At 71.2% G+C, this 24,342-nt stretch carries 18 protein-coding genes and 1 pseudogene; 7 read left to right on the forward strand and 12 right to left on the reverse strand.

Translation table 11 applies throughout. The features are described 5' to 3' along the window. Window positions 1-11: 11 nt before the first annotated feature. From ACSLTV_RS24050 to pflB, 3 genes are all read right to left on the reverse strand, one after another. On the reverse strand, window positions 12-191 hold the full coding sequence (locus ACSLTV_RS24050; RefSeq protein ID WP_432138477.1) for a hypothetical protein: 180 nt from the start codon (window positions 189-191) through the stop codon (window positions 12-14). Between the two features lie 91 nt (window positions 192-282). Further along, entirely contained in the window at window positions 283-1,110 is an 828-nt protein-coding gene (pflA, locus tag ACSLTV_RS24055; protein WP_432138478.1) for a pyruvate formate-lyase-activating protein, read from the reverse strand. 12 nt (window positions 1,111-1,122) lie between these two features. After that, entirely contained in the window at window positions 1,123-3,420 is a 2,298-nt protein-coding gene (gene pflB / locus ACSLTV_RS24060; protein WP_432138479.1) for a formate C-acetyltransferase, read from the reverse strand. Between the two features lie 227 nt (window positions 3,421-3,647). On the opposite strand from pflB, the gene ACSLTV_RS24065 reads away from it, so the two are divergent. The 4 genes from ACSLTV_RS24065 to ACSLTV_RS24080 all read left to right on the forward strand — a co-directional run bounded on the left by ACSLTV_RS24065 (window position 3,648) and on the right by ACSLTV_RS24080 (window position 8,380). Beyond that, window positions 3,648-4,901, forward strand: a complete 1,254-nt coding sequence (locus ACSLTV_RS24065; protein ID WP_432156322.1) for a low temperature requirement protein A — start codon at window positions 3,648-3,650, stop codon at window positions 4,899-4,901. A gap of 51 nt (window positions 4,902-4,952) precedes the next feature. Next, a complete protein-coding gene (locus tag ACSLTV_RS24070; protein WP_432156323.1) occupies window positions 4,953-5,981 on the forward strand; it encodes a P1 family peptidase in 1,029 nt (342 codons plus the stop codon). Between the two features lie 277 nt (window positions 5,982-6,258). Beyond that, window positions 6,259-7,476, forward strand: a complete 1,218-nt coding sequence (locus tag ACSLTV_RS24075; protein ID WP_432156324.1) for a L,D-transpeptidase — start codon at window positions 6,259-6,261, stop codon at window positions 7,474-7,476. Between the two features lie 157 nt (window positions 7,477-7,633). Further along, window positions 7,634-8,380: a DUF6227 family protein gene (locus ACSLTV_RS24080; protein WP_432156325.1), complete on the forward strand. Its 747-nt coding sequence runs from the start codon at window positions 7,634-7,636 to the stop codon at window positions 8,378-8,380. Between the two features lie 595 nt (window positions 8,381-8,975). Here ACSLTV_RS24080 and ACSLTV_RS24085 read toward each other — a convergent pair. The 4 genes from ACSLTV_RS24085 to ACSLTV_RS24100 form a co-directional block, all read right to left on the reverse strand. Beyond that, window positions 8,976-11,171 carry a PTS fructose transporter subunit IIABC gene (locus ACSLTV_RS24085; RefSeq protein ID WP_435612856.1) on the reverse strand — a complete coding sequence of 732 codons (2,196 nt, stop codon included), beginning with the start codon at window positions 11,169-11,171 and terminating at the stop codon, window positions 8,976-8,978. Between the two features lie 232 nt (window positions 11,172-11,403). Continuing rightward, window positions 11,404-12,351 carry a 1-phosphofructokinase gene (gene pfkB, locus ACSLTV_RS24090; RefSeq protein WP_432138485.1) on the reverse strand — a complete coding sequence of 316 codons (948 nt, stop codon included), beginning with the start codon at window positions 12,349-12,351 and terminating at the stop codon, window positions 11,404-11,406. Beyond that, window positions 12,348-13,109, reverse strand: a complete 762-nt coding sequence (locus tag ACSLTV_RS24095; RefSeq protein ID WP_432138486.1) for a DeoR/GlpR family DNA-binding transcription regulator — start codon at window positions 13,107-13,109, stop codon at window positions 12,348-12,350. The genes pfkB and ACSLTV_RS24095 overlap by 4 nt, the downstream gene beginning before the upstream one ends. A 508-nt stretch (window positions 13,110-13,617) precedes the next feature. After that, window positions 13,618-15,186, reverse strand: a complete 1,569-nt coding sequence (locus tag ACSLTV_RS24100; RefSeq protein ID WP_432156396.1) for an MFS transporter — start codon at window positions 15,184-15,186, stop codon at window positions 13,618-13,620. 316 nt (window positions 15,187-15,502) lie between these two features. Here ACSLTV_RS24100 and ACSLTV_RS24105 point away from each other — a divergent pair, with 316 nt between their 5' ends. Further along, window positions 15,503-16,471: a helix-turn-helix transcriptional regulator gene (locus ACSLTV_RS24105; protein ID WP_435612857.1), complete on the forward strand. Its 969-nt coding sequence runs from the start codon at window positions 15,503-15,505 to the stop codon at window positions 16,469-16,471. Window positions 16,472-17,312: 841 nt separating this feature from the next. Here the strand turns inward: ACSLTV_RS24105 and ACSLTV_RS24110 are convergent. Both ACSLTV_RS24110 and ACSLTV_RS24115 read right to left on the reverse strand, forming a co-directional pair. Next, window positions 17,313-17,706 (reverse strand): annotated as a pseudogene (locus ACSLTV_RS24110) (TetR/AcrR family transcriptional regulator); the annotation flags it as partial. A 1,038-nt stretch (window positions 17,707-18,744) separates the two neighbouring features. Further along, window positions 18,745-19,743: a sigma-70 family RNA polymerase sigma factor gene (locus ACSLTV_RS24115; protein WP_432156327.1), complete on the reverse strand. Its 999-nt coding sequence runs from the start codon at window positions 19,741-19,743 to the stop codon at window positions 18,745-18,747. Window positions 19,744-19,993: 250 nt separating this feature from the next. Between ACSLTV_RS24115 and ACSLTV_RS24120 the strand changes: the two genes are divergently transcribed. After that, window positions 19,994-20,542 (forward strand): N-acetyltransferase family protein, encoded by a 549-nt coding sequence (locus ACSLTV_RS24120; protein ID WP_435612858.1) that lies wholly within the window; start codon window positions 19,994-19,996, stop codon window positions 20,540-20,542. A gap of 268 nt (window positions 20,543-20,810) precedes the next feature. Here ACSLTV_RS24120 and ACSLTV_RS24125 read toward each other — a convergent pair whose 3' ends face one another. Both ACSLTV_RS24125 and ACSLTV_RS24130 read right to left on the reverse strand, forming a co-directional pair. Then, window positions 20,811-21,596, reverse strand: coding sequence for a dioxygenase family protein (locus tag ACSLTV_RS24125; RefSeq protein WP_432138490.1), 786 nt, complete (start codon window positions 21,594-21,596; stop codon window positions 20,811-20,813). Between the two features lie 103 nt (window positions 21,597-21,699). Continuing rightward, window positions 21,700-21,906, reverse strand: coding sequence for a hypothetical protein (locus ACSLTV_RS24130; RefSeq protein ID WP_435612859.1), 207 nt, complete (start codon window positions 21,904-21,906; stop codon window positions 21,700-21,702). Between ACSLTV_RS24130 and ACSLTV_RS24135 the strand changes: the two genes are divergently transcribed. Beyond that, window positions 21,905-22,420: a MarR family winged helix-turn-helix transcriptional regulator gene (locus ACSLTV_RS24135; RefSeq protein ID WP_432138492.1), complete on the forward strand. Its 516-nt coding sequence runs from the start codon at window positions 21,905-21,907 to the stop codon at window positions 22,418-22,420. The genes ACSLTV_RS24130 and ACSLTV_RS24135 overlap by 2 nt on opposite strands. Before the next feature lie 290 nt (window positions 22,421-22,710). On the opposite strand, the gene ACSLTV_RS24140 is transcribed toward ACSLTV_RS24135, so the two are convergent. Next, window positions 22,711-24,252, reverse strand: coding sequence for an MFS transporter (locus tag ACSLTV_RS24140; protein ID WP_432138493.1), 1,542 nt, complete (start codon window positions 24,250-24,252; stop codon window positions 22,711-22,713). Between the last annotated feature and the right edge of the window lie 90 nt (window positions 24,253-24,342).

Genomic DNA, 24,342 nt, shown 5'->3' on the forward strand with positions numbered 1-24,342 from the left:
GCCCGTCGTGCTCAGAGGTGGTGGGGCGGCTTTTCGTCGAGGAAGCGTTTCAGGTCCGCCGCCGCGTCGCCGGTGGTCGGCCGCTCGCCCCAGCCTCGGTCCTGGTCGTCCGTGGACTGCTGGTCCAGCGGATCGTCGAAGACCAGCGCGGGCTTCGGGGCGCGCGGTTCGGGGCCGGTGGAGGTGCTCATGCCTCCAGGGTACGGTCCTGGCGCCGAAGCGGGCGGGGCCTGCCGCATCGGCCCGGGTGCCGCGCCCGGCGCACCCGCGCGAGAGGACGTCTCAGACCGCGTAGAGGCCGTGAGCGGCGAAGACGGCGCGCGCCAGAGCGGTCTGCTCCATGGTGGGGCTGGGTGTGTCATGCAGTGTGAAGGGCCGGCCGAGGGCCTGCCACTTGGCTTCGCCGAGCTTGTGGAAGGGCAGGACGTCGACGCGTGTGACGTTGCCGAGCGAGGCGGCGAAGGCGGCGACTCCCTCGATGTTGTCAGGGGCGTCGGTGAGGCCGGGCACGAGAACGAAGCGGACGTGGACCTCCTTGCCGAGGTCGGCCAGCCGGTGGGCGAAGTCGAGGGTGGGCTGCAGGGGCCGGCCGGTCACCCTGCGGTAGGTGTCGCGGTCCCAGGACTTGATGTCGAGCAGGACGAGGTCGGTGTCCCGCAGCAGGGCGTCGGTGGCGCGGACACCGAGGAAGCCCGAGGTGTCCAGGGCTGTGTGCAGACCGAGTTCGTGCTTGAAGCGGTTGAGCAGCTCGCCGGTGAAGACCGGCTGCAGGAGCGGCTCCCCACCGCTGACGGTGGCGCCGCCGCCGGCCGCGGCGATGAACCGTGTGTACTTGCGGGCCTCGCCGACAACCTCGTCGGCGGTGGTGCGCTTGCCGTCGCGCATCCGCCAGGTGTCGGGGTTGTGGCAGTACAGACAGGTCAGCGGGCAGCCGGACAGGAAGGTGACGAAGCGGGTGCCCGGCCCGTCGACGCCGGTCGACAGGTCCCACGAGTGGACCGACCCCACGGCCGGGCGGCGGGTCACCGCCGCGGCCGGGGTGGCCGCTCCGGCGGCGGGGGGTCCCGTCCGCGCCGGGGTCGCCGACGCGGACGGAAGAAGCGTGGTCATCGCCCAGCTCCCTTACAGCGCACCGTGGAAGGTGCGGTTGATGACGTCCAGTTGCTGCTCGCGCGTGAGGCGGATGAAGTTGACCGCGTAGCCGGAGACCCGGATCGTCAGCTGGGGGTACTGCTCGGGGTGCTCCATCGCGTCCTCGAGAGTCGCCTTGTCCAGGACGTTGACGTTCATGTGGAAGCCGTCGCTGGCCATGTAGCCGTCCAGGACGCCGGAGAGGTTGGCGACTCGTTCCTCGGGGGTCCGCCCCAGGGCGTCCGGGGTGATCGTGTTGGTCAGCGAGATGCCGTCCTCGGCATCGTCGTACGGCAGCTTGGCGACGGACAGCGCCGAGGCGACGTACCCGTGCTGGTCGCGTCCGTTCATGGGGTTGGCGCCGGGCGCGAAGGGAGTGCCCGCTCGGCGGCCGTCGGGGGTGTTGCCGGTCTTCTTGCCGTAGACGACGTTCGAGGTGATCGTCAGGACGGACTGGGTGTGCACCGCGTCACGGTACGTCGGGTGCTTCCGCACCTTCTCCATGAAGTCGTGCACGATCCAGCGGGCGAGGTCGTCGGCCCGGTCGTCGTTGTTGCCGTACGCCGGGTAGTCGCCCTCGACGACGTAGTCGACGGCGAGGCCCGTCTCGTCGCGGACGACCTTCACGCGTGCGTGCTTGATGGCGGACAGCGAGTCGGCGGCGACCGAGAGGCCTGCTATGCCGCACGCCATGGTGCGCAGGACCACCCGGTCGTGCAGGGCCATCTCCAGGCGCTCGTAGGCGTACTTGTCGTGCATGTAGTGGATGACGTTGAGCGCGTGGACGTAGGTCTTGGCGAGCCAGCCGAGCATGGCGTCGTAGCGGTCGCGGACGGTGTCGTAGTCGAGGTACTCGTCGGTGATCGGCTCGAAGCCCTCGACGACGGTCTGGCCGGACTTCTCGTCGCGGCCGCCGTTGATGGCGTACAGCAGGGCCTTGGCGACGTTGACGCGGGCGCCGAAGAACTGCATCTGCTTGCCCATGGCCATGGCGGAGACGCAGCAGGCGATGGCGGTGTCGTCCCCGTACTTCGGCCGCATGAGCTCGTCGGACTCGAACTGCAGGGCGCTGGTGTCGATGGCGACCTTCGAGGCGAAGGCCTTGAACCCCTCGGGCAGGCGCGGCGACCAGAAGACGGTGAGGTTGGGCTCGGGGGCGGGTCCGAGGTTGTAGAGCGTGTTCAGGGCCCGGAAGGTGGTGCGGGTGACCAGCGGGCGCCCGTCGTCGCCGATGCCTCCCATGGACCAGGTGACCCAGGTGGGGTCGCCGGAGTAGAGCTCGTTGTACTCGGGGGTGCGCAGGAAGCGCACGATGCGCAGCTTGATGACGAAGTCGTCGATGAGTTCCTGGGCCGCGGCCTCGGTGAGCAGGCCGCGCTCGATGTCCCGCTGGAGGAAGATGTCGAGGAAGGCGTCGATGCGGCCGATCGACATGGCGGCGCCGTTCTGCTCCTTGACCGCGGCGAGGTAGGCGAAGTAGAGCCACTGGACGGCCTCGCGGCCGGTGCGGGCAGGGCCGGAGATGTCGTGCCCGTAGGAGAGGGCCATGGCCTTGAGTTCGAGGAGTGCCCGGATCTGCTCAGCGGTTTCCTCGCGTTCCTGGATCACCTCGACACTCGGCCACAGGACTTCGAGTGCGAGTTTGTCCGCTCGCTTGGCGGCGACGAGCCGGTCCACGCCGTAGAGGGCGACGCGGCGGTAGTCGCCGATGATGCGGCCGCGGCCGTACGCGTCGGGCAGGCCGGTGATGATGCCGGAGGAACGGCAGGCGCGGATCTCGGGGGTGTAGGCGTCGAAGACTCCGTCGTTGTGGGTCTTGCGGAGCTTGGTGTAGATCTCCTTGACCGCGGGGTCGGGCTCGTAGCCGTAGGCCCTGAGGGCGCCCTCGACCATGCGCCAGCCGCCGTTGGGCATGATGGCCCGCTTGAGGGGGGCGTCGGTCTGCAGGCCGACGATCAGGTCGAGGTCCCGGTCGATGTAGCCGGGGGCGAAGGCGTCGATGCGCGACGGGGTCCTGGTGTCGACGTCGTAGACGCCGCGCTCGTTCTCGACGGGGAACATCGACAGAAGCCTGTTCCAGACCGCGGTGGTGCGCTCGGTGGGGCCTGCGAGGAAGGCACCGTCACCCTCGTAGGGAGTGTAGTTGCGCTGGACGAAGTCGCGGACGTCGATTGCGTCGCGCCACAGGCCGCCGCGGAAGCCGGCCCAGGCCTCCCCTGGTACCGACGTCTCGTCCGCCGTCTGCTCCCCAGGAGTGACGGTCGTGGTTTCCGCAGGAGTGGCAGCCATGGCCCGCACCTTCCGCATCGCTTGACCAGTACAGGTCCATTCCACTGCGGCGGGGACGCGGCAGGGCACCGCGTTGGTCCCCGATTGCTGCCCGAAGGTCCCAGTGGCGACCGGTCCGTTCCGACTACCGGCGGGCTGACCTGGTCGTTCCGGCGGGACTTTGGACCTTCTCGCCTTGTGAAAGCGTTCACAAGATTTTTGGGCGGTTATCTGGTGTGCTGGAACGCATGACGACCGGTTCGCCCGTCCCGCATCCGCTCTCCTCCACGCCGGCCCGCGCGCGGCCGCTGCGACGGCTCACCGCGCGCGGCCGCGACGAGGCACACCGGACGGCCACGCCGCTGGAACTCTTCTTCGACCTGTGCTTCGTCGTGGCCATCGCCCAGGCGGGTGTGGCGCTCGTGCACGCCGTCGCAGAGGGACACGCGGGCGAGGGCATCCTGAACTACGCGATGGTGTTCTTCGCCATCTGGTGGGCCTGGATGAACTTCTCCTGGTTCGCCTCGGCGTACGACAACGACGACGTGCTCTACCGGGTCGTCACCCTGGTGCAGATCGCCGGTGTGCTGGTGCTGGCGGCGGGGGTCTCGCGAGCCTTCGACGAGCACGACTTCACGCTCGTCCTGATCGGCTACGCGATCATGCGGGTCGCGCTGATCACACAGTGGCTGCGCGCGGCGAGCTCGGCAGAGGGCGCTGAGAGAACCATGGCGCTGCGGTACGCCTTCGGCGTCCTGATCTGCCAGGTCGGCTGGTTCGGACTGGTGGTCCTGCCGGAACCGGCGCGCCCCTGGGTGTTCCTGGTGATGGCGGCGGCGGAGCTGGCGGTGCCCGTGTACGCGGAGAAGGACGCCCAGACGTCCTGGCATCCCCACCACATCGCCGAGCGCTACGGGCTGTTCACGATCATCGTCCTCGGCGAGACCATCGCCGCGGCCACGGTCGCCGTCAAGTCGGCGGTGGACGAACACGACGCACTGGGCGCACTGCTGCCCATCGCGCTGGGCGGGCTGCTCATCGTGTTCGCCGCCTGGTGGATCTACTTCGTGGTGCCCATCCACGGACATCTGCGCTCCAACAAGGAGTCGTTCCTGTGGGGCTACGGCCATTACCTGATCTTCGCCTCGGCGGCCGCCATCGGGGCCGGTCTCGAGGTGGCCGTCGAGCAGGCGGTCGGCCAGGCGCACATCTCCACGCTCTCCGCGTCGGCCGCGGTGACGTTGCCGACCGCCCTGTTCCTGCTCACTGTCTGGGCACTGCATTCGCGCCACTTCAAAGTCGGTCTCGCTCAGCAGGCGGTCCTGCCGGTCACCGCGCTGCTGGTGATCTGCTGCACGTTCCTCGGCGACTGGGCGGTGCTCGCGGCCGGCGTGGTGTCGGCCCTGGCCGTGGTGACCGGGACGGTGCTCACGGCGCGCATGGCGACGCGCGCGGAGGCACTGCGGGCGGACACCTCGCGCACCTCCAGCCCGGTGGTGTGAACGCCCGGCGCACTCCTGCTGGGCGCGCGCCGAGCGAGCGAGACTGGGCCCATGACAGTGGACGCTCTGACAGATGTCACCGGCGTGCGGGTGGGGCACGCGACCCGCACCGGCGACGGTTGGCTCACCGGCACGACCGTGGTTCTCGCACCGGAAGGTGGCGCGGTCGCCGCGGTGGATGTGCGAGGTGGCGGACCCGGCACGAAGGAAACCGACGCGCTGGACCCGCGCAACCTGGTGCAGAAGGCCGAGGCGGTCGTGCTGACCGGCGGCAGCGCCTACGGGCTCGACGCGGCTTCCGGGGTGATGGCCTGGCTGGAGGAACGAGGACGGGGCGTGCGGGTGGGCCCGGACCCCGCGCACGTCGTGCCCGTGGTGCCGGCCGCCTGCGTCTTCGACCTGGGGCGTGGCGGAGACTTCCGGGCGCGTCCCGGCGCGGACATGGGCCGGACCGCAGTGGAGGCGGCTGCGGCGAGCGAGCCGGGCGCGCGCGTGCCCGAGGGGTGCGTGGGTGCGGGGACGGGCGCCGTCGCCGGGGCGCTCAAGGGCGGGATCGGCACCGCCAGCACGGTGCTCGACTCCGGGGTCACGGTGGCCGCGCTGGTTGTGGCCAACGCGGCGGGCGCCGTCCTCGACCCTGAGACGGGCGCGTTGTACGGGGAGTTGTGGCAGGGGCGGGCCGTCTATCCGGAGGGGCGCGTTCACGAGGCCGCGCGCCGGCGCCTCGCGCTCTGCGCCGCGCAGAACGGGGCACCGCCGCTGAACACCACGCTCGCGGTCGTGGCCACCGACGCGGAACTGTCGAAGGCGCAGGCGCAGAAGCTCGCGGGCACGGCGCACGACGGGATCGCGCGCGCCGTGCGGCCGGTGCACCTGCTCCACGACGGGGACACCGTCTTCGCGCTGGCGACGGGCACACACCCGCTCGGCAGTGAGCACCCGCTGGCGCTCAACGACATCCTGGCGGCGGGAGCGGACGTGGTCACCCGCGCGATCGTGCGGGGGGTGCGTGCGGCGGAGTCGGTGGCAGGACCGGGTGGGATGTGGCCGTCCTACGGGGAGTTGTACGGCAAGCGTTGACCGTGGGGCTCACGCCGGTTCGCGCGTCACGGGGCGGGTGAGGCCGACGCCGGCGCGCGAGGGTGCCGGGCCCGTCGTGATGCCGTGGCGCCGGTCCGTTGTGTGAGGACGAGTGGGAGGTGCCGGAACACAAGTTCCGCTCTGTGACTGGGATTTGTCGCGGTTCTGTCACGTGGTGGCACCCGAATGGACCGGGAGGAACCTGGGCGGCGGTCGAGGCCCTCTGACTTCACGTAGGGGAGCGGACCTCGCACATGACATGAAGCTGGAGCAGCCCGTGACAACGTCGGACATAGCAGCGCGGCGCGTACTGGGGGCCTGTGCCGTCCTGGTGGTCGGCGCCTTGGCGCTGACCGGATGCGGCGGTGACGCCCAGGCCGACAACGACAGCAAGAGCGGGGACAGCGCCGTGAAGGCAGCTGCCGCGAGGATCGCCTTTTCGGCCGAGAACGGGGCGACAGGCGCCTCGATCAACACGACCGGGGTGAAGGTGGCGAACGGGCGGCTGGTCGGTGTGCGGATGAAGGCGGCCGGGACGGGCCACGACGTGCCGGGCGCGATGTCCGCGGACGGCGTGAGCTGGAAGCCGAAGGAGCAGTTGGAGCGGGGCACGAAGTACGAGATATCGGCGACCGCGAAGGGGGCCGACGGGAAGAGTGTGACCGCCAAGTCGGTCTTCACGACCGTGACCACGGCGAACAGCTTCATTGGGACGTACCGGCCGGACGGGGGCACCACCGTCGGGGTCGGGATGCCGGTGTCCTTCACCTTCGACAAGGCGATCAGCGACAGGAAGGCCGTGCAGTCGCACATCACGGTGACGTCCAGCAGCGGGCAGAAGGTGGTCGGGCACTGGTTCGGCTCGCAGCGGCTCGACTTCCGGCCCGAGGAGTACTGGAAGGCCGGCTCCAAGGTGACGATGAAGATCGACCTGGACGGCGTGGAGGGCGCGAACGGAGTCTTCGGGGTGCAGAAGAAGACGGTCAGCTTCACCGTCGGGCGCTCGCAGGTCTCCACGGTGGACGTCAACACCCAGACCATGACGGTGGTGCGGGACGGCCAGACGCTCCGGTCGGTGCCGATCTCGTCCGGGGACGCGGAGCACACCACCTACAACGGGCAGATGGTGATCTCCGAGAAGCTGATCGAGACGCGCATGGACAGCCGGACCGTGGGCATGGCCAACGCGTACAACATCCCCGACGTGCCGCACGCCATGCGGCTGACGACATCGGGCACCTTCCTGCACGGCAACTACTGGTACAACCCGGCCAACCCGCCTTTCGGCAGCTTCGGCAGCAGCCACGGCTGCGTCGGTCTCCGGGACACGCAGGGTGCACGCGGCGACACCCCCGCCAAGTGGTTCTACGACAACTCGCTCATCGGCGATGTGGTGATCGTCAAGAACTCTCCGGACAAGACGGTGGCGCCGGACAACGGGCTCAACGGCTGGAACATGTCGTGGAACGAGTGGACCGCGGGGAGTGCCGTCTGACGATACGGTTCCTGACGGAACGTCGGGCCGCGCGGAACCTCTCGCGCGGCCGCCTCGTTTTTCCGGCGTACGTTTTCTCGGTTCCCGGACATGATGTCCGACCGAGGGGCTACGGTATGCACCCACAAGGTGACATGCAGCAACGCCGGGAGAGACCTTGAGCGTTCCGTACGAGACAGCAGCGTACGAACCAGCCGAGTCGCCGGAGTCTCCTGAGGAGCACCTCGCGCGACTCCTCGGCCGCGCCCTGAACTCCTTCGAACTGCCCGACGACACGATACGGCGCCTCGATCACGCGCTGGCGCACGCCAGTTCACTGCACTCCGCGCACCACAGCGCGGGGCTGCACCGGGAGACGTACCGGCACACGTGGTTGCTCGCGGACGGCTCGGCGCTCACCCTGTGGGAGCTCGTCCACAACACCGCCCCGGACGGGGAGCCCCAGCACGAGGTGTACGTCGACGAGGAGGAGGTGCGCACCGCCACCTCCCGGTTGCCGTTCCCGCCCGACACCCCCGAGTTCGACCTGCCGGTGGTGGTGACGCTGTCGCCGGTGCCCGCTCCCCGCCACGTGTACGTGCCGGACGACTCGGCGGACCACGCGCGACGGCTGCTGCGCCGGGCCGAGAACCCTGACCGCCCCGGGGCGGAGACGGCGGCGCTGCTGAGGAACGCCTCCGCTCACCAGATCACCCAGGCGTTCGGACGGCCTTGCCGCGCGGGGCGCATCGGGTTGTGTTTCGCGCTCTACGAACACGCCTTCCTCCTGCACGACGGCCAGGAGATCTCCTTGTGGGAGGTCGAGCACACGGCGACGCCCGACGGGCGCCACATGTGCGAGGTCTATCCGTCGGAGGCGGCGGCCCGCGAGGCGATGGAGCGGCGGGCGGCTCAGGTGTCGTGAGTCGCGCGGGGGCGTGCGACCTGAGCGCCGGGCGCACGCCCTACACCGCACGCCCCCTCGCTTACGAAAGCCCACCGCGTGGCATGCGAAGCCCAGCGCTTGGTGTGATGTGCACGCCGGGGGTGCGCGCGGCTTCCGAGCGCGTCAGTTGTGCAACCGGCGCACTAGGCCGACGAAGGCGGCCCGTTCCGCCGGGGTGAGTTCGACGGACTCGCGGTGGGGGCCGTGCCCGAGTTGTCTTGGGACGGAGGGCAGGGACACCGAGACGGTGCGGTCCGAGAGACTAGCGCCCCCTGAACGCCATGAGCCGGGGCGGACAGGACGGGGGCGCTGGGCGCGGACCAGGCCGGTCAGCCAGACGGCGGCGACCGCGGCGAGGGCCGTCACGCCCGCCAGTCGAAGGTGCGAGACACGCTCAGGCATGGGCCCAGTAGACACCACGAGTCGGAACTGTGGGCATGGATCACTTCGGACCGTGATGTATCTCGCACACCTCATCGATCAGACACATCTCGGACAGTAGCGGCCGGCCGCACGCTCCCTGGTGCGGGGCGTGCGGCCGGCCGTCGGTGCCGCGCTCGGGGTCGGCGCTCTGCTACGCCGCCACCGGCTGCTGCTCGGTCTGCGTCGAACCGGCCTCGGTGGAGGCCGTCGGGTCGGCCGACGCGGTGCCGGTCGCCGGCTTGCGCAGGCCCTTGAGGAGGACGACCAGGGCCGTCGTGACGCCCACGCCCGCTGCGATGGCGACCAGGTAGAGCATCGGGTTGCCGATCAGCGGGACCACGAAGACGCCGCCGTGCGGGGCGCGCAGGGTGGTGTCGAACGCCATGGCCAACGCGCCGGTGATCGCGCCGCCCACCATCGAGGAGGGGATCACGCGCAGCGGGTCGGCGGCGGCGAACGGGATGGCGCCCTCGGAGATGAAGGAGGCGCCGAGCACCCAGGCGGCCTTCCCGTTCTCGCGCTCGGTCTCGGTGAAGAGCTTGCTGCGGACCGTGGTGGCCAGGGCCATCGCCAGCGGCGGGACCATGCCGGCGGCCATGACGGCGGCCATGATCTTCATCGCGGAGTCGCTGGGGTCGGCGACGGCGATGCCGGCGGTGGCGAAGGTGTACGCGACCTTGTTGACGGGGCCGCCGAGGTCGAAGCACATCATCAGGCCGAGCAGGGCACCGAGGAGGACGGCGTTGGTGCCGGTGAGGCCGTTCAGCCAGTCGGTCATGCCCTGCTGGGCCTCGGCGATGGGCTTGCCGATGACGACGAACATCAGGAATCCGACGATCGCCGAGGAGATCAACGGGATCACGACCACCGGCATGATGCCGCGCAGGGGCGCCGGGATGTGCACCTTCTGGATCGCCATCACCACACCACCGGCGATCAGACCGGCCGCAAGGCCGCCGAGGAAGCCGGCGTTGATGGTGAGGGCGATCGAGCCGCCGACGAAGCCGGGGACCAGGCCGGGCCGGTCGGCCATACCGTAGGCGATGTAGCCGGCCAGGACGGGGACCAGGAATCTGAAGGAGACGCCGCCGATCTGGAACAGCAGCGCGGCCCAGCTGTCGATCTGGGTCCACGTGAAGTGGTCCATCACCGAGGGCGCCTTGTCGATCTCCCAGCCGCCGATCGCGAATCCGAGGGCGATGAGCAGACCGCCGGCGGCGACGAACGGAACCATGTAGCTCACGCCGGACATCAGCCACTTGCGGAGCTTGGTGCCGTAGCCGTCGCCGGAGTCGCCGGCGCGTTCCACCGGCGTGCCCGCTGCCGCGGGCGCCCCCGCGGTGACCTCGCCGCGAGCCGCCCTCTCGCGGACCTCGGCGATGAGATCGGCGGGACGGCTGATGCCCGCCTTCACACCGACATCGACGGTGGGCTTGCCGGCGAAACGGTCCTTGTCGCGCACCGGGACGTCATGGGCGAAGATCACGCCGTCGGCCGCCTTGATGACGGCCGGGTCGAGCCGGGTGAAGCCGGCCGAGCCCTGCGTCTCCACGACGAGTTCCACGCCCGCCTCACGCCCGGCGTTCTCCAGGGACTCGGCGGCCATGTAGGTGTGGGCGATGCCGGTGGGGCAGGAGGTGACGGCGACGATACGGAAGGGGCGCTCATCCGCGGGCGCGTCCGGCGCGTCCGCCCCGCTGACCGCCGTGACGCCGGCGGAGGCCGCCGCCGGCGTCACGGCGGAGTCGTCGAAGCCGCTCTCAGCCGCACCCCGTCGCGAGACGCTTGCCGCACCGGTCCCAGTCCCGTCAGTCCCGCCAGTCCCGCCAGTCCCGCCAGGCACAGAGAGCTCAGCGGACTCAGCGGACGCACCCGACACCTCGCGCGGCGTCTCCTCAGCCTGCGCCTCCTCACCCCGGATCAGCGCCGCCGCCTCTCCCGCGTCCGCCGCCGACCGGAGCGCGGAGGTGAAGTCGGCGTTCATCAGCTGCCGGGCGAGAGAGGAGAGGATGGTGAGGTGGGCGTCGTCGGCGCCGACGGGCGCGGCGATGAGGAAGACGAGGTCGGCGGGCCCGTCGGCAGCGCCGAAGTCGATGCCGGAGGCGCTGCGGCCGAACGCGAGGGTGGGCTCGGTGACGTGGGCACTGCGGCAGTGCGGGATGCCGATGCCGCCGTCGAGTCCGGTGGGCATCTGGGCTTCGCGGGCGGCCACGTCGGCGAGGAAGCCCTCCAGGTCGGTCACCCGGCCCTGGGCAACCATGCGTTCGGCGAGCGACCGCGCCGCCGCTTCCTTGGTGTCGGCGGACAGGTCGAGGTCGACCAGGTCCGCGGTGATCATGTCACTCATCGCGGGCTCCTTCGCACGCGTATCGCCCGGATCGTGGGGTGGGCGGGGGTGGGGACGGGGGTGGGGGTGGGGGTGAAGTGGGCGGAGGCGCGGCCGGGGAAACCCCGCCTCCGCGGGGCGGCGGAACGGCCGGGGGAGCCGCACCGCCCGTCGGACGCGGCGAGTAACGCAAGGTCTCGCCGCTGCCGGGCCGGTCGGGGAGGTGCCGGTCGCGGAGGGGTGGGGCGAGTGGTCATGACACCGGCTCCCCGAGTTCGCGGTCCAAGGGCACCTGGTCGGTGACCGTGACCGCTGCTGGATCGAGGTCGGCCGGCGTGGGCATCACGCTGCCGGGCAGTTGGACGGCGGCGGCGCCGTGCGCGACGGCCGAGGCGAGCGCCCGCGGTCCGCTGCCGCCGGCGATGAGGAAGCCGGCGAGGGAGGAGTCACCGGCTCCCACGTTGCTGCGTACGGTGTCGACGCGCGCGGTGGCGAACCAGATGCCCGTGTCCTCCACGAGCAACTGCCCGTCGGCGCCCAGGCTGGCCAGCACGGCGCGCGCGCCCATGCCGCGCAACTCCTCGGCCGCCTTCACCGCGTCGCCCACCGTCATGAGCGGGCGCCCGACGGCCTCGGCGAGCTCCTCGGCGTTCGGCTTCACCACATCGGGCCGCGCACGCAGCGCCTCCTGCAGCGCGCGCCCCGAGGTGTCGAGCGCGATCCGCGCGCCCCCGGCGTGCGCCCGCGTGACCACATCGGCGTACCAAGAAGGCGCGAGACCGCGAGGCAGGCTCCCGCAGCAGGCGATCCAGTCGGCGTCGTGCGACTGCGCGCGCACCGTCTCCAGAAGGAGTTCCTGCTCCTGCGCCGACAGCTCCGGCCCGGGCGCGTTGATTTTCGTGAGCACTCCGTCGGACTCCGCGAGCGCGATGTTCGAGCGGGTGGCGCCGGCGACCGGGACCGGCGCGACCTCGATGCCCTGAGCGTCGAGCAGATCCGCAACGAGCGCCCCCGGCGCACCCCCCAGGGGAAGGACCGCGACCGTGCGCCGCCCGGCGGCCGCGACGGCACGAGAGACGTTCACGCCCTTGCCGCCGGGGTCCATGCGCTCGCCTGTGGCACGGATGACCTCGCCGCGTTCCAGGGCGGGGACCTCGTAGGTGCGGTCGAGGGACGGGTTGGGTGTGACGGTGAGGATCATGCGCGTACTACTTCCGTGCCGCCGCGCTCGATGGCGGCCGCGTCGTCGTTGCTCAGCCCGCTGTCGGTGATCAGCAGGTCCACGTCGCTCAGGTCGCCGAAGCGGGCGAAGTGCTCCTGGCCGTGCTTGGTGGAGTCGGCGAGGAGGATGACGCGCCGGGCGGCGGCGACGGCCGCGCGTTTGACCGCGGCCTCGGCGAGGTCGGGGGTGGTCAGGCCGTGCTCGGCGGAGAAGCCGTTGGCGGCGAGGAACAGCACGTCGGCGCGGATCTCGCCGTATGCGCGCAGCGCCCAGGCGTCCACGGCGGCGCGCGTGCGGTGCCGCACGCGCCCCCCGATGAGGTGGAGCTGCAGGCCCGGGTGGTCCGCGAGTCGGGCGGCGATGGGCAGGGAGTGCGTGACGACGGTGAGCTCGGCGTCCAGCGGGAGGGCGGCGGCCAGGCGGGCGACCGTGGTGCCGGCGTCGAGGATCATGGTGCCGTCGGCGGGAAGTTCACCGAGGGCGGCCTTGGCGATGCGGTCCTTCTCATCGGTGGAGGTGCCCTCGCGTTCGGCGAGGTCCGGCTCGAAGTCAAGGCGTCCGGCCGGTATGGCTCCACCGTGGACCCTGCGCACCAGACCGGCGCGGTCGAGGGCCTTCAGGTCGCGGCGGATGGTCTCCGCGGTGACCTGGAACTCCTCGGCCAGCGACACGACGTCCACGCGACCGCCGTCGCGGGCGAGCCGCAGGATCTCCTGCTGCCGCTCCGGTGCGTACATGTCCGTTCGCCTCCACTTGATGCCCGAACTTGTGGTTTCGCTCGGAGGCTACGCCCGGTTTTCCGGAAAGTAAACAGGTTCGGGCTTCATGTGGGCGCGATCGGACTTCCGGCCTGCCGCTGGGTGCCGTTCGGACAGGTCGAGGGAATGCGGGCCGGGCCGGGCACGGGGGCGAGACCCATCTCAGATCGGACCGAGACCCACCCGGGGCGCCCTGCATTCGGCTCCCTTCCGGCTCGCGGTCGACCCACGTCCAGCCCACGGTCGACCCGCGTCCGGCTCACGTCCGGCTCACGGTCGACGCACGAACGCCCGCGGTCGACGCGCGGACGCCCCCCGGTCGACCCGAAGCCGACCCGGGGCAGAGGCGCGGTGGAGCAGAGGCGGAGGCGCAGTGGCGTCGGGGCGGTCGGCGGGCCGGCGGGACAGCCGAAGGGCCCGGCACCGGCATTCCGGTGTCGGGCCCTTCGGCGGAAGCGTCACCTCAGGTGTCAGCTCAGGTACCGACTCACGGCACGAGCTCCGTCTCCCGTCCCCCGGAGGGGGCCGCCCCCGGGGAGTCGGGACGGGCGGCGGGGTGGGCGGCGGGGTGGGCGGTGGAGCCCGAGGTGCGTACGCCATCCATGCGCTCCGCACCGTCCGTGTGTTCCAGGCCGCCCATGCGTTCCAGGCCGTCCGTACCGTCGCCACCGCCCTCCAGGTGCTGCGCGGGCCGCTTCGGCAGGGCGAACATGATCAGGAAGATGGCGCCCATCACGACGGCCACCCACACCAGCGCGTGCTCAAAGGCGTGCACGAAGGCGGGGCCCACCTGGGCCGGAGTGAGCCGGTCCGCGATCTGCCCGAAGAAGACAACGGACACCAGGCCGAGGCCGAGCGCATTGCCCATCTGCTGCACGGTGCTGATGAGGCCGGACGCGGAGCCGGCGTGTTCCCGCGGCACTTCGGAGAGCACCGCGTCGGTGAGCGGGGCGACGATCAGCCCCATGCCGGCGCCCATCACGACCAGCGGGAGGGCCATCTGCCAGGAGGCGATGGACAGGCCGTAACGGTCGGACTCCCACAGGTAGAGCAGCACGCCGACGACCATGATCAGGGCCCCCGCCTGCAGCACCCCGCGGCCGAAGCGCGGAACGAGCTTCTGGACGGACAGGCCGGCCGCCGTAGAGACGGCGAGCGAGAACGGTACGCCGGTCAGGCCGGCCCGCAGGGGGCTCCAGCCCAGCCCGGTCTGCATGTACAGCGTCCAGACCAGGAAGAAGATGCCGAGGGCGATACCGAACACCGTCTGTACGGCGATACCGGCGGCGAAGCTCTTGACCTTGAAGAGGGACAGCTCGATCAGGGGGGAACCGTCCCGGGCGGCCTTGCGGCGCTCGTAGGTGATCAGCGCGGCGAGGACGCCGAGGGCGCCGGCCATCATGACGTACCCCCACAGCGGCCAGCCCAGCTCATGGCCGCGGGTGAGCGGGTAGAGGAGCATCAGCAGGCCGAGCGTGACCAGGGCGACGCCGACGAGGTCGAGCTTGAGGGCCCGGGGCGCCTTGGACTCGGTGATGTAGCGGCGGCCGAGGAACAGTCCGGCGATGCCGACCGGCAGGTTGATCAGGAAGATCGGCCGCCATTCCAGTCCGAAGAGGTTCCACTCGGTGAGCAGGGCGCCCAGCAGCGGCCCGGAGACCGCGCCCAGGCCGACGATCGCGCCGAACAGACCGAAGACCTTGCCGCGTTCGTGAGCCGGGAACGTGGCGTGCACGATCGACAGCACCTGGGGCACCATCAGCGAGGCCATCGCGCCCTGCAGGAAGCGGGAGGCGACCAGCATCTCGGGGTTGGCGGCGAAGCCGCACAGCGCGGAGGCGAGGGTGAAGCCGCCGATGCCGAGGAGGAACAACCGCTTGCGGCCGTGGATGTCACCGAGCCGCCCACCGGTGATCAGGCCGGCGGCGAAGGCGAGCGCGTAGCCGGCGGTGATCCACTGGATCTGGCTCCAGCTGGCGCCCGAGTTCTGGCGGATCGACGGGATGGCGATGTTGACGATCGTGACGTCGACGAGGTCCATGAAGGCCGCGGTCATCACGATGGCCAGCGCTATCCAGCGCCTGTTCGCGGCCCGTGCGGCGGAGCCGGACGGGCCGGCGGAGCCCGACGGGCCGGCGGAGCCTGACACCGCGCCGGAGCCGGGCAGCGCAACAGGAACAGACGTCCCGGTAGGCACGGACGGTGCGGCGGATCCGACCGGGAGGGCCGTGTCCCGAGCGTCCGGGCCGGTCGTGGGTGACGTGTCGCGCAGTTCCCCGCGCCCCTTGAGGGTTGGCTCGTTCGAGGTCATGGCACCAAGCTAGGCACGCAGTAGGTCAGATCGTGTCCTATATCCGCGGCATGCTCGACCCATGACGACGGATACTCCGGCTCGGCTTCTGCAACTGCTCTCCCTCCTCCAGACCCCGCGCGAGTGGCCCGGTGGCGAGCTCGCCGACCGGCTCGGGGTGTCCCGCCGTACGGTGCGGCGGGACGTCGACCGGCTGCGCGAGCTGGGCTATCCCGTGCAGGCGACCCACGGGTCGGACGGCGGGTACCGGCTGGTCGCCGGGAAGGCGATGCCGCCGCTCGTACTGGACGACGAGGAGGCGGTGGCGATCGCGGTGGGCCTGCGGGCGGGCGCCGGGCACGCGATCGAGGGCGTCGACGAGGCGGCGGTGCGGGCACTGGCGAAACTGGAGCAGGTACTGCCGGCGCGGCTGCGTCACCGGGTGACCACCTTGCAGGCCGCGACGACCGCTCTGACCAGCGGTGACGGCGCGAGCGTCGCGCCCGAGACGCTGACCGTGATGGCGTCCACGGTGGCCGGGCACGAGCGGCTGCGGTTCGCCTATCGGGCGAAGGACGGGGCGGAGTCCCGCCGCCTGACCGAGCCCTACCGACTGGTGTCCACCGGGCGGCGCTGGTACCTCGTGGCGTACGACCTCGGGCGCGAGGACTGGCGGACGTTCCGCGTGGACCGGGTACGAGAGCCCTTCGCCACGGGCGCGCGGTTCACTCCGCGACAACTGCCCGAGGGGGGCGCGGTGGAGTACCTTCGGCGCTCGATCCGGGGGCAGGAGGGGTACGAGTACCAGTTCGACGTCGAGTTCGAGGCGGACGTCGACGCCGTCGCGGCCCGGCTGCCGGCGTGGCTCGGGCGCCCCGAGCAGCTGGCCGGGGCTCGCTGCCGCCTGCGCGGCGCGACCAGCGATCCGGCGGCCTGGCTGGCGATCCGACTGGCCGCGCTGGGCCACGACTTCACCGTACGGGCGCCGACGGAACTCGTGACGGCCGTACGGGAACTGGGCGGCCGTCTGACCCGAGCGACAGGTGGGTGAACCGGACGGCGGGCGGGCGAACCGAGCCGAACAAGACCGGCGGGGCGGCAGCCGGACCGGGCCGGGGTCGGGTCTGGACCGGGGTCGGGTGAGGTCGGTCGGGTGAGACCGGCGGCCCCGCCGGTCTGGGACACGGTCCGCTCGCGAGGGCGGCCGAGTGCACCGCCCACTGACCCTGCCTGCCACCTGGCGCCTGGCGCCTGCCGCCTGCCGCTTGGCACTTGGCGCATGGCGCCTGCCGCTTGGCGCCCCCGCCAACTGCCACCGCCGTACAGTCACCCGGGCCGGGACGGCAGTGCGGGCTCAGGACCCGCCCCCCAGGGGAATTCGCGCAGGGCTGCCAGGTTGCGTACGGCCAGGTCCGCCGGGCCGTGCGGGCCCGATGGCGGGGCGTCGCCCGCGGCCCAGGTCTCCACTGCCACACGTACGGCGGCACTTGCCACGGCGGCGGCGAACCGCGCGAACCCAGGGGTCGCCGGCCCCGGCACCGGCACTGGAGGCACCCGGGCACCGACTGCACCCGACGCACCCGACGCACCCGACGCACCGGAGGCACCCGACGCACCCATCGGATCCGACGGATCAGACGCACCGACTTCCGCCGAACCACCGTCCCCTGCACCGTCGCGTCCACCGGCGCCACCAACCTCCCCAGCACCACGAAGCTCACCGGAGCCACCCCCCTCACCCGAGCCGCCCCCCGCACCGGGACCACCCCCCGCGCCCGAACCACCCCCTGGCGCGGCAACGTTGTCGGCCTCACCCGCACCCCGCGGGCCACCACCGCACCCCCCGGCCGGACTCTCCTCCACGCAGACCTCCACCACGCTCGCCGCGACCCACCGCGCCACCAGCACCCCCTCCAGCGCCTCCTCCGACCCCCGGCACACCTCCGCCCAGACCTTCCGCAGGGCGGGATCCGTCAGCGCGAGTCGGACCAGCGGGCGCAGCCACTCCCAGGAGGCGGTCGAGACGCCGACGCCAGGAGTCAGGGTGTGGTGAACGGCGTGCTCCAGAGCCTGGGGAAGGGGCAGGCCGTCGGGTGCGTCGCGGACCGCTTCGGCCCAGCGCCGGGCTCCGGCCGCGTAGAGCGGCGCTACCGCCTCCTCCTTGGTCGCGAAGTAGCGGTAGAAGGTGCGTGGGGCGACACCCGCGGCCTGTGCGATGTCCTCCGCGCGGGTCGCCTTCAGGCCCCGGCTGACGAACAGCCGAGCCGCCGTGCGCGCGATCTCCATGCGGGTCTCCGCCTTGCGCCGCTCGGTCAGGGAGAGCCGCTCCGACCCGGAAACCTGCCCGGCCAGATCGGACGAGCCGACACCCACTCCCCCAGCCACCGCCCCCGCCTCCGCGCCCCTCCGCGCTCCCGGCTCAAGCCCCGGTTCCCCCGCGAGGAACGCCGAACCTGTCTGGTTGCCTGAGGATGGGGTGGAGCTTGTCACATCGGCAGGCTATGCCCTTGTGGCACAATCTGCCATCCGGGTGGGCCACCCCGGAGTTCAGGTACGGGGTGGCCCGCCCCTCCAACTCGACCGGCCGGGGTCAGGCCTGGGCGCTTGGAAGCCAGGGCCTGCAGGTGCCGCTGGACGAGGTCGCAGGCCGCGGGTCTCAGACCGCGGGTCTCAGACCGCGGGTCTCAGACCGCGGGTCTCAGGCCGCGGGTCTCAGGCCGCGGGTCTCAGGCCGCGGCGAGGCCGAAGAAGCCCGCCCCGGCAACGCCCAAGGCAAGGCGGCAAGGCCTGAGACGCGCCACGAGACGACGACGCTCAAGGCGACGCAAAAAAGGAGCCGGGCCTCGGCGCCCGGGGGGACAGGCGCCGAGGCCCGGCTCTGGGAAAGTCCCGGCGCCGGGGGGGGATTGCGTCGGGACTTGGCTGGTGGTCTGGTCACTTCGTTCGCGTCGTCACGGGCGGCGTCGGCCCATCGGCCCATCGGTCCGGAGCGCGACGAACAGAGGTCGAACTGCCGCGCCTGGGAGTCTTGTTCCCCCGGTCCGGAGGGTTAAGCGACGTTACATCGCCATGTTTGCGCGGGCTTTCGCCACCCGGCGTACGCCAGCCACGGGCCGGCCGCGCTACGGAGGCGCCCGCCGACCGGCCAGGTACGCCGGCCGACGAGATCACCGTCACGTCAGCCCTGGCAGCCCGTCACGCGGTGACGTCACGTCACGCCGCGACGTCACCGCGGTCCGCAGTCCGTAATCCGCTGTCACACCACGCCGCGAACGGCGTGGCACCTTGCGACCGCGTCGCGTCGCGCCGCGCCGCAGCGTCACATCAGGCCGCCGCCTCGAAGCCGGTGTCGCGCGCCAGCTTCTTCAGTTCCAGCAGCGCGTGCTTCTCGATCTGGCGGATGCGCTCACGGGTGAGCCCGTGCTCCTTGCCGACCTCCGTGAGCGTGCGCTCTCGGCCGTCCTCGATGCCGTACCGCATCTTGATGATCGAGGCGGTGCGCGGGTCCAGGCGGTCGATCAGGCCGTCGAGTTCCTCGCTGCGGAGCAGCGTGAGAACGGACTGCTCGGGCGAGACCGCGCTGGTGTCCTCCAGCAGGTCGCCGAACTGGGTCTCGCCCTCGTCGTCGACCGACATGTTCAGCGAGACCGGGTCGCGGGCCCAGTCCAGGACGTCGACCACGCGCTCCGGATTGGAGCCGAGCTCGGCGGCGATCTCCGCGGGCTCCGGGTCGCGGCCGTGCTCCCGGTTGAACTCGCGCTGCACACGCCGGATCCTGCCCAGTTCCTCCACCAGGTGGACGGGGAGGCGGATGGTGCGGGACTGGTCGGCGATGGAGCGGGTGATGGCCTGGCGGATCCACCAGGTGGCGTACGTGGAGAACTTGAAGCCCTTGCGGTAGTCGAACTTCTCCACCGCGCGCACCAGGCCGGCGTTGCCCTCCTGGATCAGGTCGAGCAGGGGCAGGCCACTGCGCGGGTAGCGGCGCGCCACGGCGACGACCAGGCGGAGGTTGGAGCGGATGAATACGTCCTTGGCGCGCTCCCCCTCGGCGACCAGGGCCTGCAGTTCCTCCTTCGAGGCGTCGGCCTGGGACTCCTCGTACCCGTCGAGGACCTGCCGCGCGAACACGCCCGCCTCGATGATCTGCGACAGCTCTACCTCCCTGGCGGCGTCCAGCAGCGGTGTGCGCGCGATCTCGTCGAGGTACATGCCGACCAGATCGCGGTCGGCGATCTCGCCGCCAGTGGCGCGAACACTGCTTGCCGCGTCGGCCGTCTCGCCGGTGGCGGACTGACGACGGGCGACGGCACGGGTTGCCATGCGTGCTCCCTTGCGATTCGAGGTCCCCCCGCTCGAACGGGGCCGAGAGTGGGGAAGGTCGGCGGTGGTCCTTGGAAGCCGGTCACGGGCGAGGGGAAAACTTTCAGCGAGCCCCTTCCGGTGCTCTCCGACTCTCCTCGGGTGCCCGGCATCCGATGGAAACAACGACTGGAATCAGGACAGAATTCCCAAGCCGTCCCTCAATTTTTCTGATCTTGCAGTACCCTGTCCGGCCACACGAGGAGGCCAGATGCCGTCGGGACATACAGAGGTGCTGGTCAGGCCGGGGACCGAGGGGGATCTGGAGGCCCTGACAGCCCTCTACAACCACTACGTACGTGAGACGCCCATCACGTTCGACACCGCTGAATTCACTCCGGAGGAGCGCCGCCCCTGGCTGCTCTCCCACCCTGAAGACGGGCCGTACCGCCTGATGGTTGCCGCGACCGCGGACCCCGCGGGCGATTCACAGGAGATCCTGGGGTACGCCACCTCCAGCCCGTTCCGGGCGAAGCCGGCCTACGCGACGTCCGTCGAGACGACGATCTACCTCGCCCCGACTTCCCCCACCGGAGGCACGCTCGGCGGCCGCGGTATCGGCACCCTGCTCTACAAGGCACTCTTCGCGACCCTGGCGGGCGAGGACCTGCACCGCGCCTACGCCGGCATCACCCAGCCGAACGAGGCGTCCGTACGCCTCCACGAGCGGTTCGGCTTCCGGCACGTGGGGACGTACGACGAGGTGGGCCGCAAGTTCGGTCGCTACTGGGACGTCGCCTGGTACGCGAAGGAACTCTAGGACCGGGGAGCCCGGCGGACCGCGTCCGAGCAATCAAAGACCGCGCCGAACCCCCAGCACATCCGACCGGAGCCCTCAGCGAACCCGACCGGGTCTCAGCGCACGCGTCCGGAGCCGTCGGCAAACCCAACCGGGGTCTCAGCGCACGCGTCCGGAGCCGTCGGCAAACCCGACCGGAGCCGTCGGCAAACCCGCTCGGAACACTCGGCGACCCCGCCTCGGCACGTGGCGACCCCGCCACAGCACCCGGCGCCCCCCGTCACAGCGCTCACCCGAACTGCACCGACCGCTTGGCCAGCCCCATCCAGAACCCGTCGATCACCGACTTCTGTTCCGCGAGGTCGCCGGCCGCCTCGGCCGCGCCCATGGTCACGAACAGCGGGGCGAAGTGCTCGGTGCGCGGGTGGGCGTAGCGGCCGGCCGGGGAGGCGTGGAGGAAGTCCAGCAGGGCGTCCCAGTCCCGGTTCTCCAGGGCCAGGCGGCCCCAGTCGTCGAACTCCGCCGACCATGCGGGCACACCGCCCTGCCGGAGCGCGGCCAGGTTGTGGGTGAAGAAGCCGGAGCCGACGATCAGCACGCCCTCGTCACGCAGGGGAGCGAGGCGGCGGCCGATGTCCATCAGCCGCACCGGGTCGAGCGTCGGCATGGACACCTGAAGGACGGGGATGTCTGCGGCCGGGAACATCTCGACGAGGGGCACGTACGCCCCGTGGTCGAGGCCGCGGTCGGGGATGTCCTGCACGGGCGTTCCGGGGGTGCGCAGCAGCCTGCGTACGGATTCGGCGAGAGCGGGGGCACCCGGGGCCGGGTAGGTCACCCGGTAGTAGTGCTCGGGGAAGCCCCAGAAGTCGTGCACGAGCGGGACGGTCTCGACGGCGCCGAGGGCGAGTGGGGCTTCCTCCCAGTGGGCGGAGACCATCAGGATCGCGCGGGGGCGGGGCAGGCCGGCCGCCCAGGCGGCGAGTTCGCCGGGCCAGACGGGGTCGTCGGCGAGGGGCGGGGCGCCGTGGCTGAGGTACAGGGCGGGCATGCGGTCGGGGGCGGCGGCGGGCATGGCGGTGACTCCCTCACACACGACGTGCTGCGTGCTTTAAAACTTAAGCACTAACGGAGTCATACCCTACGCCCGGTTTGTTTAAAGTTCAAGGAGACTGTGCTTACAGTGGATACATGAACAGGCCATCCACATCCGCTCCGGGCGCATCCGACAGACCCGACGCAGCCGACGCACCGGACACTCCCGGCGCGTCCGGCACGTCCGGCACATCCGGCGCATCCGATATGTCCGGCGCGCCCAGCGTCACCGGCGAACCCGCCGCACCCGCCGCGTCCGCCGCGTCCACCGCGTCCACCGCGTCCGGCATGTCAGGAACGTCGGCCACCCCCGAGGGCGACGGACCGCTGTGGCTCACCGCCGAGGAGCAGCAGGTCTGGCGCGCCTACCTCCACGCCACGACGCTCCTGGAAGACCATCTCGACCGGCAGCTGCAGCGCGACGCGGGCATGCCGCACATCTACTACGGCCTGCTGGTGGGCCTGGCCGAAGCCCCGCACCGCCGACTGCGGATGACCGAGCTGGCCAGGAAGTCCAAGATCACCCGGTCCCGGCTCTCGCACGCCGTCGCCCGGCTGGAGAAGAACGGCTGGGTGCGTCGCGAGAACTGCCCCGACGACAAGCGGGGTCAGTTCGCGGTGCTGACGGACGCAGGACTGGAGGTGCTGCGCCGTACCGCGCCGGGCCATGTGGCCGCCGTACGGCAGGCGCTGTTCGACCGGCTCTCCCCGGACCAGCAGAAGGCCCTCGGCGACATCATGCAGATCGTCGCCGAGGGCCTGCAGCCCGAGGATGCGGGCGCGGACCTGCCCTGGCTCCGCTGAAGAACCTCCGCGGAGCCCGGGCAGGTCCCGGGTGCGTACGTCGAGGGCGTCCCCTTCCCTCTGACGTACGCGGGTCCATCCGAAGGGGTACCGGGGCCGCGACCGTCAGCGCCCCGAGGGGAACGACGGTCGGCGGCGCCTCAGTGTGCAACCGACGGCTGCGCGACCACTGGCTGTACGACCACCGGGTGTACGACCATTCAGTGCGCCGCCACTCAGTACTCGACCACTCAGTACTCGATCACTCAGCGCGCGGCCACTCATTGCGCGGCCACTCAGCGCGCGGCCACTCAGTGCGCGACCACCGGGACCGCCAGCTCGTCCTCGACGCCCTCACCGGCGCCGGCGACCACACCGGTTCCGGGCCGGCCGGCGTTGACGAAGGTCAGGGCGATCGCGGCGGCCAGGACCAGGATGCCGACGGCGACCCAGATGGCGTTGGTGTAGCCGTGCACCATGCCGTCCAGCTGCACCAGCTTCTGCTGGGCCGGGGTACCGGCGGACGCGATGTGGCCCGTGATGTACGAGGTGGTCGCGGAGGCCGCGATCGTGTTGAGCAGAGCGGTACCGATGGCGCCGCCCACCTGCTGCGAGGTGTTGACCATCGCCGAGGCGACACCCGCGTCACGCGGTTCCACGCCCTGCGTGGCCATGGACATGGCCGGCATGAACGCCGTACCCATACCGAGCCCGAGCAGCAGCTGCGCCGGCAGCAGCAGGGTCGCGTACGAGGAGTCGACCTGCAGCTGGGTCAGGATCAGCATGCCGACGGCGGCGACCAGGAAGCCGGGTCCCATCAGCAGGCGCGGCGGGACCCGGGTCATCAGCCGGGTGCCGATCTGGGTGGAGCCCGTGATCATGCCCGCGATCATCGGCAGGAAGGCGAAGCCGGTCTTGACCGGCGAGTAGCCCTTCACGATCTGCAGGTAGTAGGTGAGGAAGAGGAACAGGCCGAACATGCCGATGATGGCCAGGCCCAGGGAGAGGTAGATCCCGCCCCGGTTGCGTTCGGTGACCACGCGCAGCGGCAGCAGCGGCGCCCGCACCTTGGACTCGACGACGACGAAGGCGAGCAGCAGGACGGCGGAGGCGACGAACATGCCGACGGTCAGGGAATCGCCCCAGCCCTCGGACTCGGCGCGGGTGAAGCCGTAGACCAGCGCGACCAGGCCGAGCGTGGAGAGCAGGACGCCCGGGATGTCCAGCGGGTTGCGGTTGCGGCCACCCTCCGGCTCACGGATGACGAAGTACGCGCCGAGCGCGGCGACCACGGCGAACGGGATGTTCACGAAGAACGTCCAGCGCCAGTTCAGGTACTCGGTGAGGAAGCCGCCGAGGATCAGGCCGACGGCACCGCCGGCACCGGCGATGGCACCGTAGATGCCGAACGCCTTGGCGCGCTCCTTGCCGTCGGTGAACATCACGGCGAGCAGCGAGAGAGCGGCGGGCGCGAGCAGCGCGCCGAAGACGCCCTGCAGGGCGCGGGCACCGAACATCATGGCCTGCTCGGTGGCGGCACCGCCGAGCGCGGAGGCGGCGGCGAAGCCGACCAGACCGGTGACGAAGGCGCGCTTGCGGCCCCACAGGTCGGCGATGCGGCCGCCGAACAGGAGCAGGCCACCGAAGGCAAGGGCGTAGGCGGTGACCACCCACTGCTTGTTGCCCTCGGATATGCCCAGGTCGTGCTGGGCGGACGGCATCGCGATGTTCACGATGGTCGCGTCGAGGACGACCATCAGCTGGGCGAGCGCGATGAAGGCGAGCGCCTTCCATCGGTTCGCATCCGGCGCCAGGTCAGGCACGCCGGAAGCCTTTTCGGCTGTTGCAGACATGGGGGTACCCACTTCGGAGCTCTGTGACGGAAAGATTGATCGGGACAGGAGGACGGAGAGGAACGGACGAGAGGAACGGAAGAGAAGAAC

The organism is Streptomyces sp. bgisy159 (genome assembly GCF_965341775.1).
Lineage (GTDB): Bacteria > Actinomycetota > Actinomycetes > Streptomycetales > Streptomycetaceae > Streptomyces.

Excerpts from the sequence above, each read along its gene's own strand:
- ACSLTV_RS24140 (WP_432138493.1), bottom strand. The coding sequence starts at position 24,252 with ATGTCTGCAACAGCCGAAAAGGCTTCCGGCGTGCCTGACCTGGCGCCG.
- ACSLTV_RS24065 (WP_432156322.1), top strand. The coding sequence starts at position 3,648 with ATGACGACCGGTTCGCCCGTCCCGCATCCGCTCTCCTCCACGCCGGCC.
- ACSLTV_RS24125 (WP_432138490.1), bottom strand. The coding sequence starts at position 21,596 with ATGCCCGCCGCCGCCCCCGACCGCATGCCCGCCCTGTACCTCAGCCAC.
- pflA (WP_432138478.1), bottom strand. The coding sequence starts at position 1,110 with ATGACCACGCTTCTTCCGTCCGCGTCGGCGACCCCGGCGCGGACGGGA.
- ACSLTV_RS24120 (WP_435612858.1), top strand. The coding sequence starts at position 19,994 with ATGCCGTCGGGACATACAGAGGTGCTGGTCAGGCCGGGGACCGAGGGG.
- ACSLTV_RS24115 (WP_432156327.1), bottom strand. The coding sequence starts at position 19,743 with ATGGCAACCCGTGCCGTCGCCCGTCGTCAGTCCGCCACCGGCGAGACG.
- pflB (WP_432138479.1), bottom strand. The coding sequence starts at position 3,420 with ATGGCTGCCACTCCTGCGGAAACCACGACCGTCACTCCTGGGGAGCAG.
- ACSLTV_RS24050 (WP_432138477.1), bottom strand. The coding sequence starts at position 191 with ATGAGCACCTCCACCGGCCCCGAACCGCGCGCCCCGAAGCCCGCGCTG.
- ACSLTV_RS24135 (WP_432138492.1), top strand. The coding sequence starts at position 21,905 with ATGTCAGGAACGTCGGCCACCCCCGAGGGCGACGGACCGCTGTGGCTC.
- ACSLTV_RS24100 (WP_432156396.1), bottom strand. The coding sequence starts at position 15,186 with ATGACCGCGGCCTTCATGGACCTCGTCGACGTCACGATCGTCAACATC.
- ACSLTV_RS24130 (WP_435612859.1), bottom strand. The coding sequence starts at position 21,906 with ATGCCGGACGCGGTGGACGCGGTGGACGCGGCGGACGCGGCGGGTGCG.
- ACSLTV_RS24070 (WP_432156323.1), top strand. The coding sequence starts at position 4,953 with ATGACAGTGGACGCTCTGACAGATGTCACCGGCGTGCGGGTGGGGCAC.
- ACSLTV_RS24085 (WP_435612856.1), bottom strand. The coding sequence starts at position 11,171 with ATGAGTGACATGATCACCGCGGACCTGGTCGACCTCGACCTGTCCGCC.
- ACSLTV_RS24105 (WP_435612857.1), top strand. The coding sequence starts at position 15,503 with ATGACGACGGATACTCCGGCTCGGCTTCTGCAACTGCTCTCCCTCCTC.
- ACSLTV_RS24095 (WP_432138486.1), bottom strand. The coding sequence starts at position 13,109 with ATGTACGCACCGGAGCGGCAGCAGGAGATCCTGCGGCTCGCCCGCGAC.
- pfkB (WP_432138485.1), bottom strand. The coding sequence starts at position 12,351 with ATGATCCTCACCGTCACACCCAACCCGTCCCTCGACCGCACCTACGAG.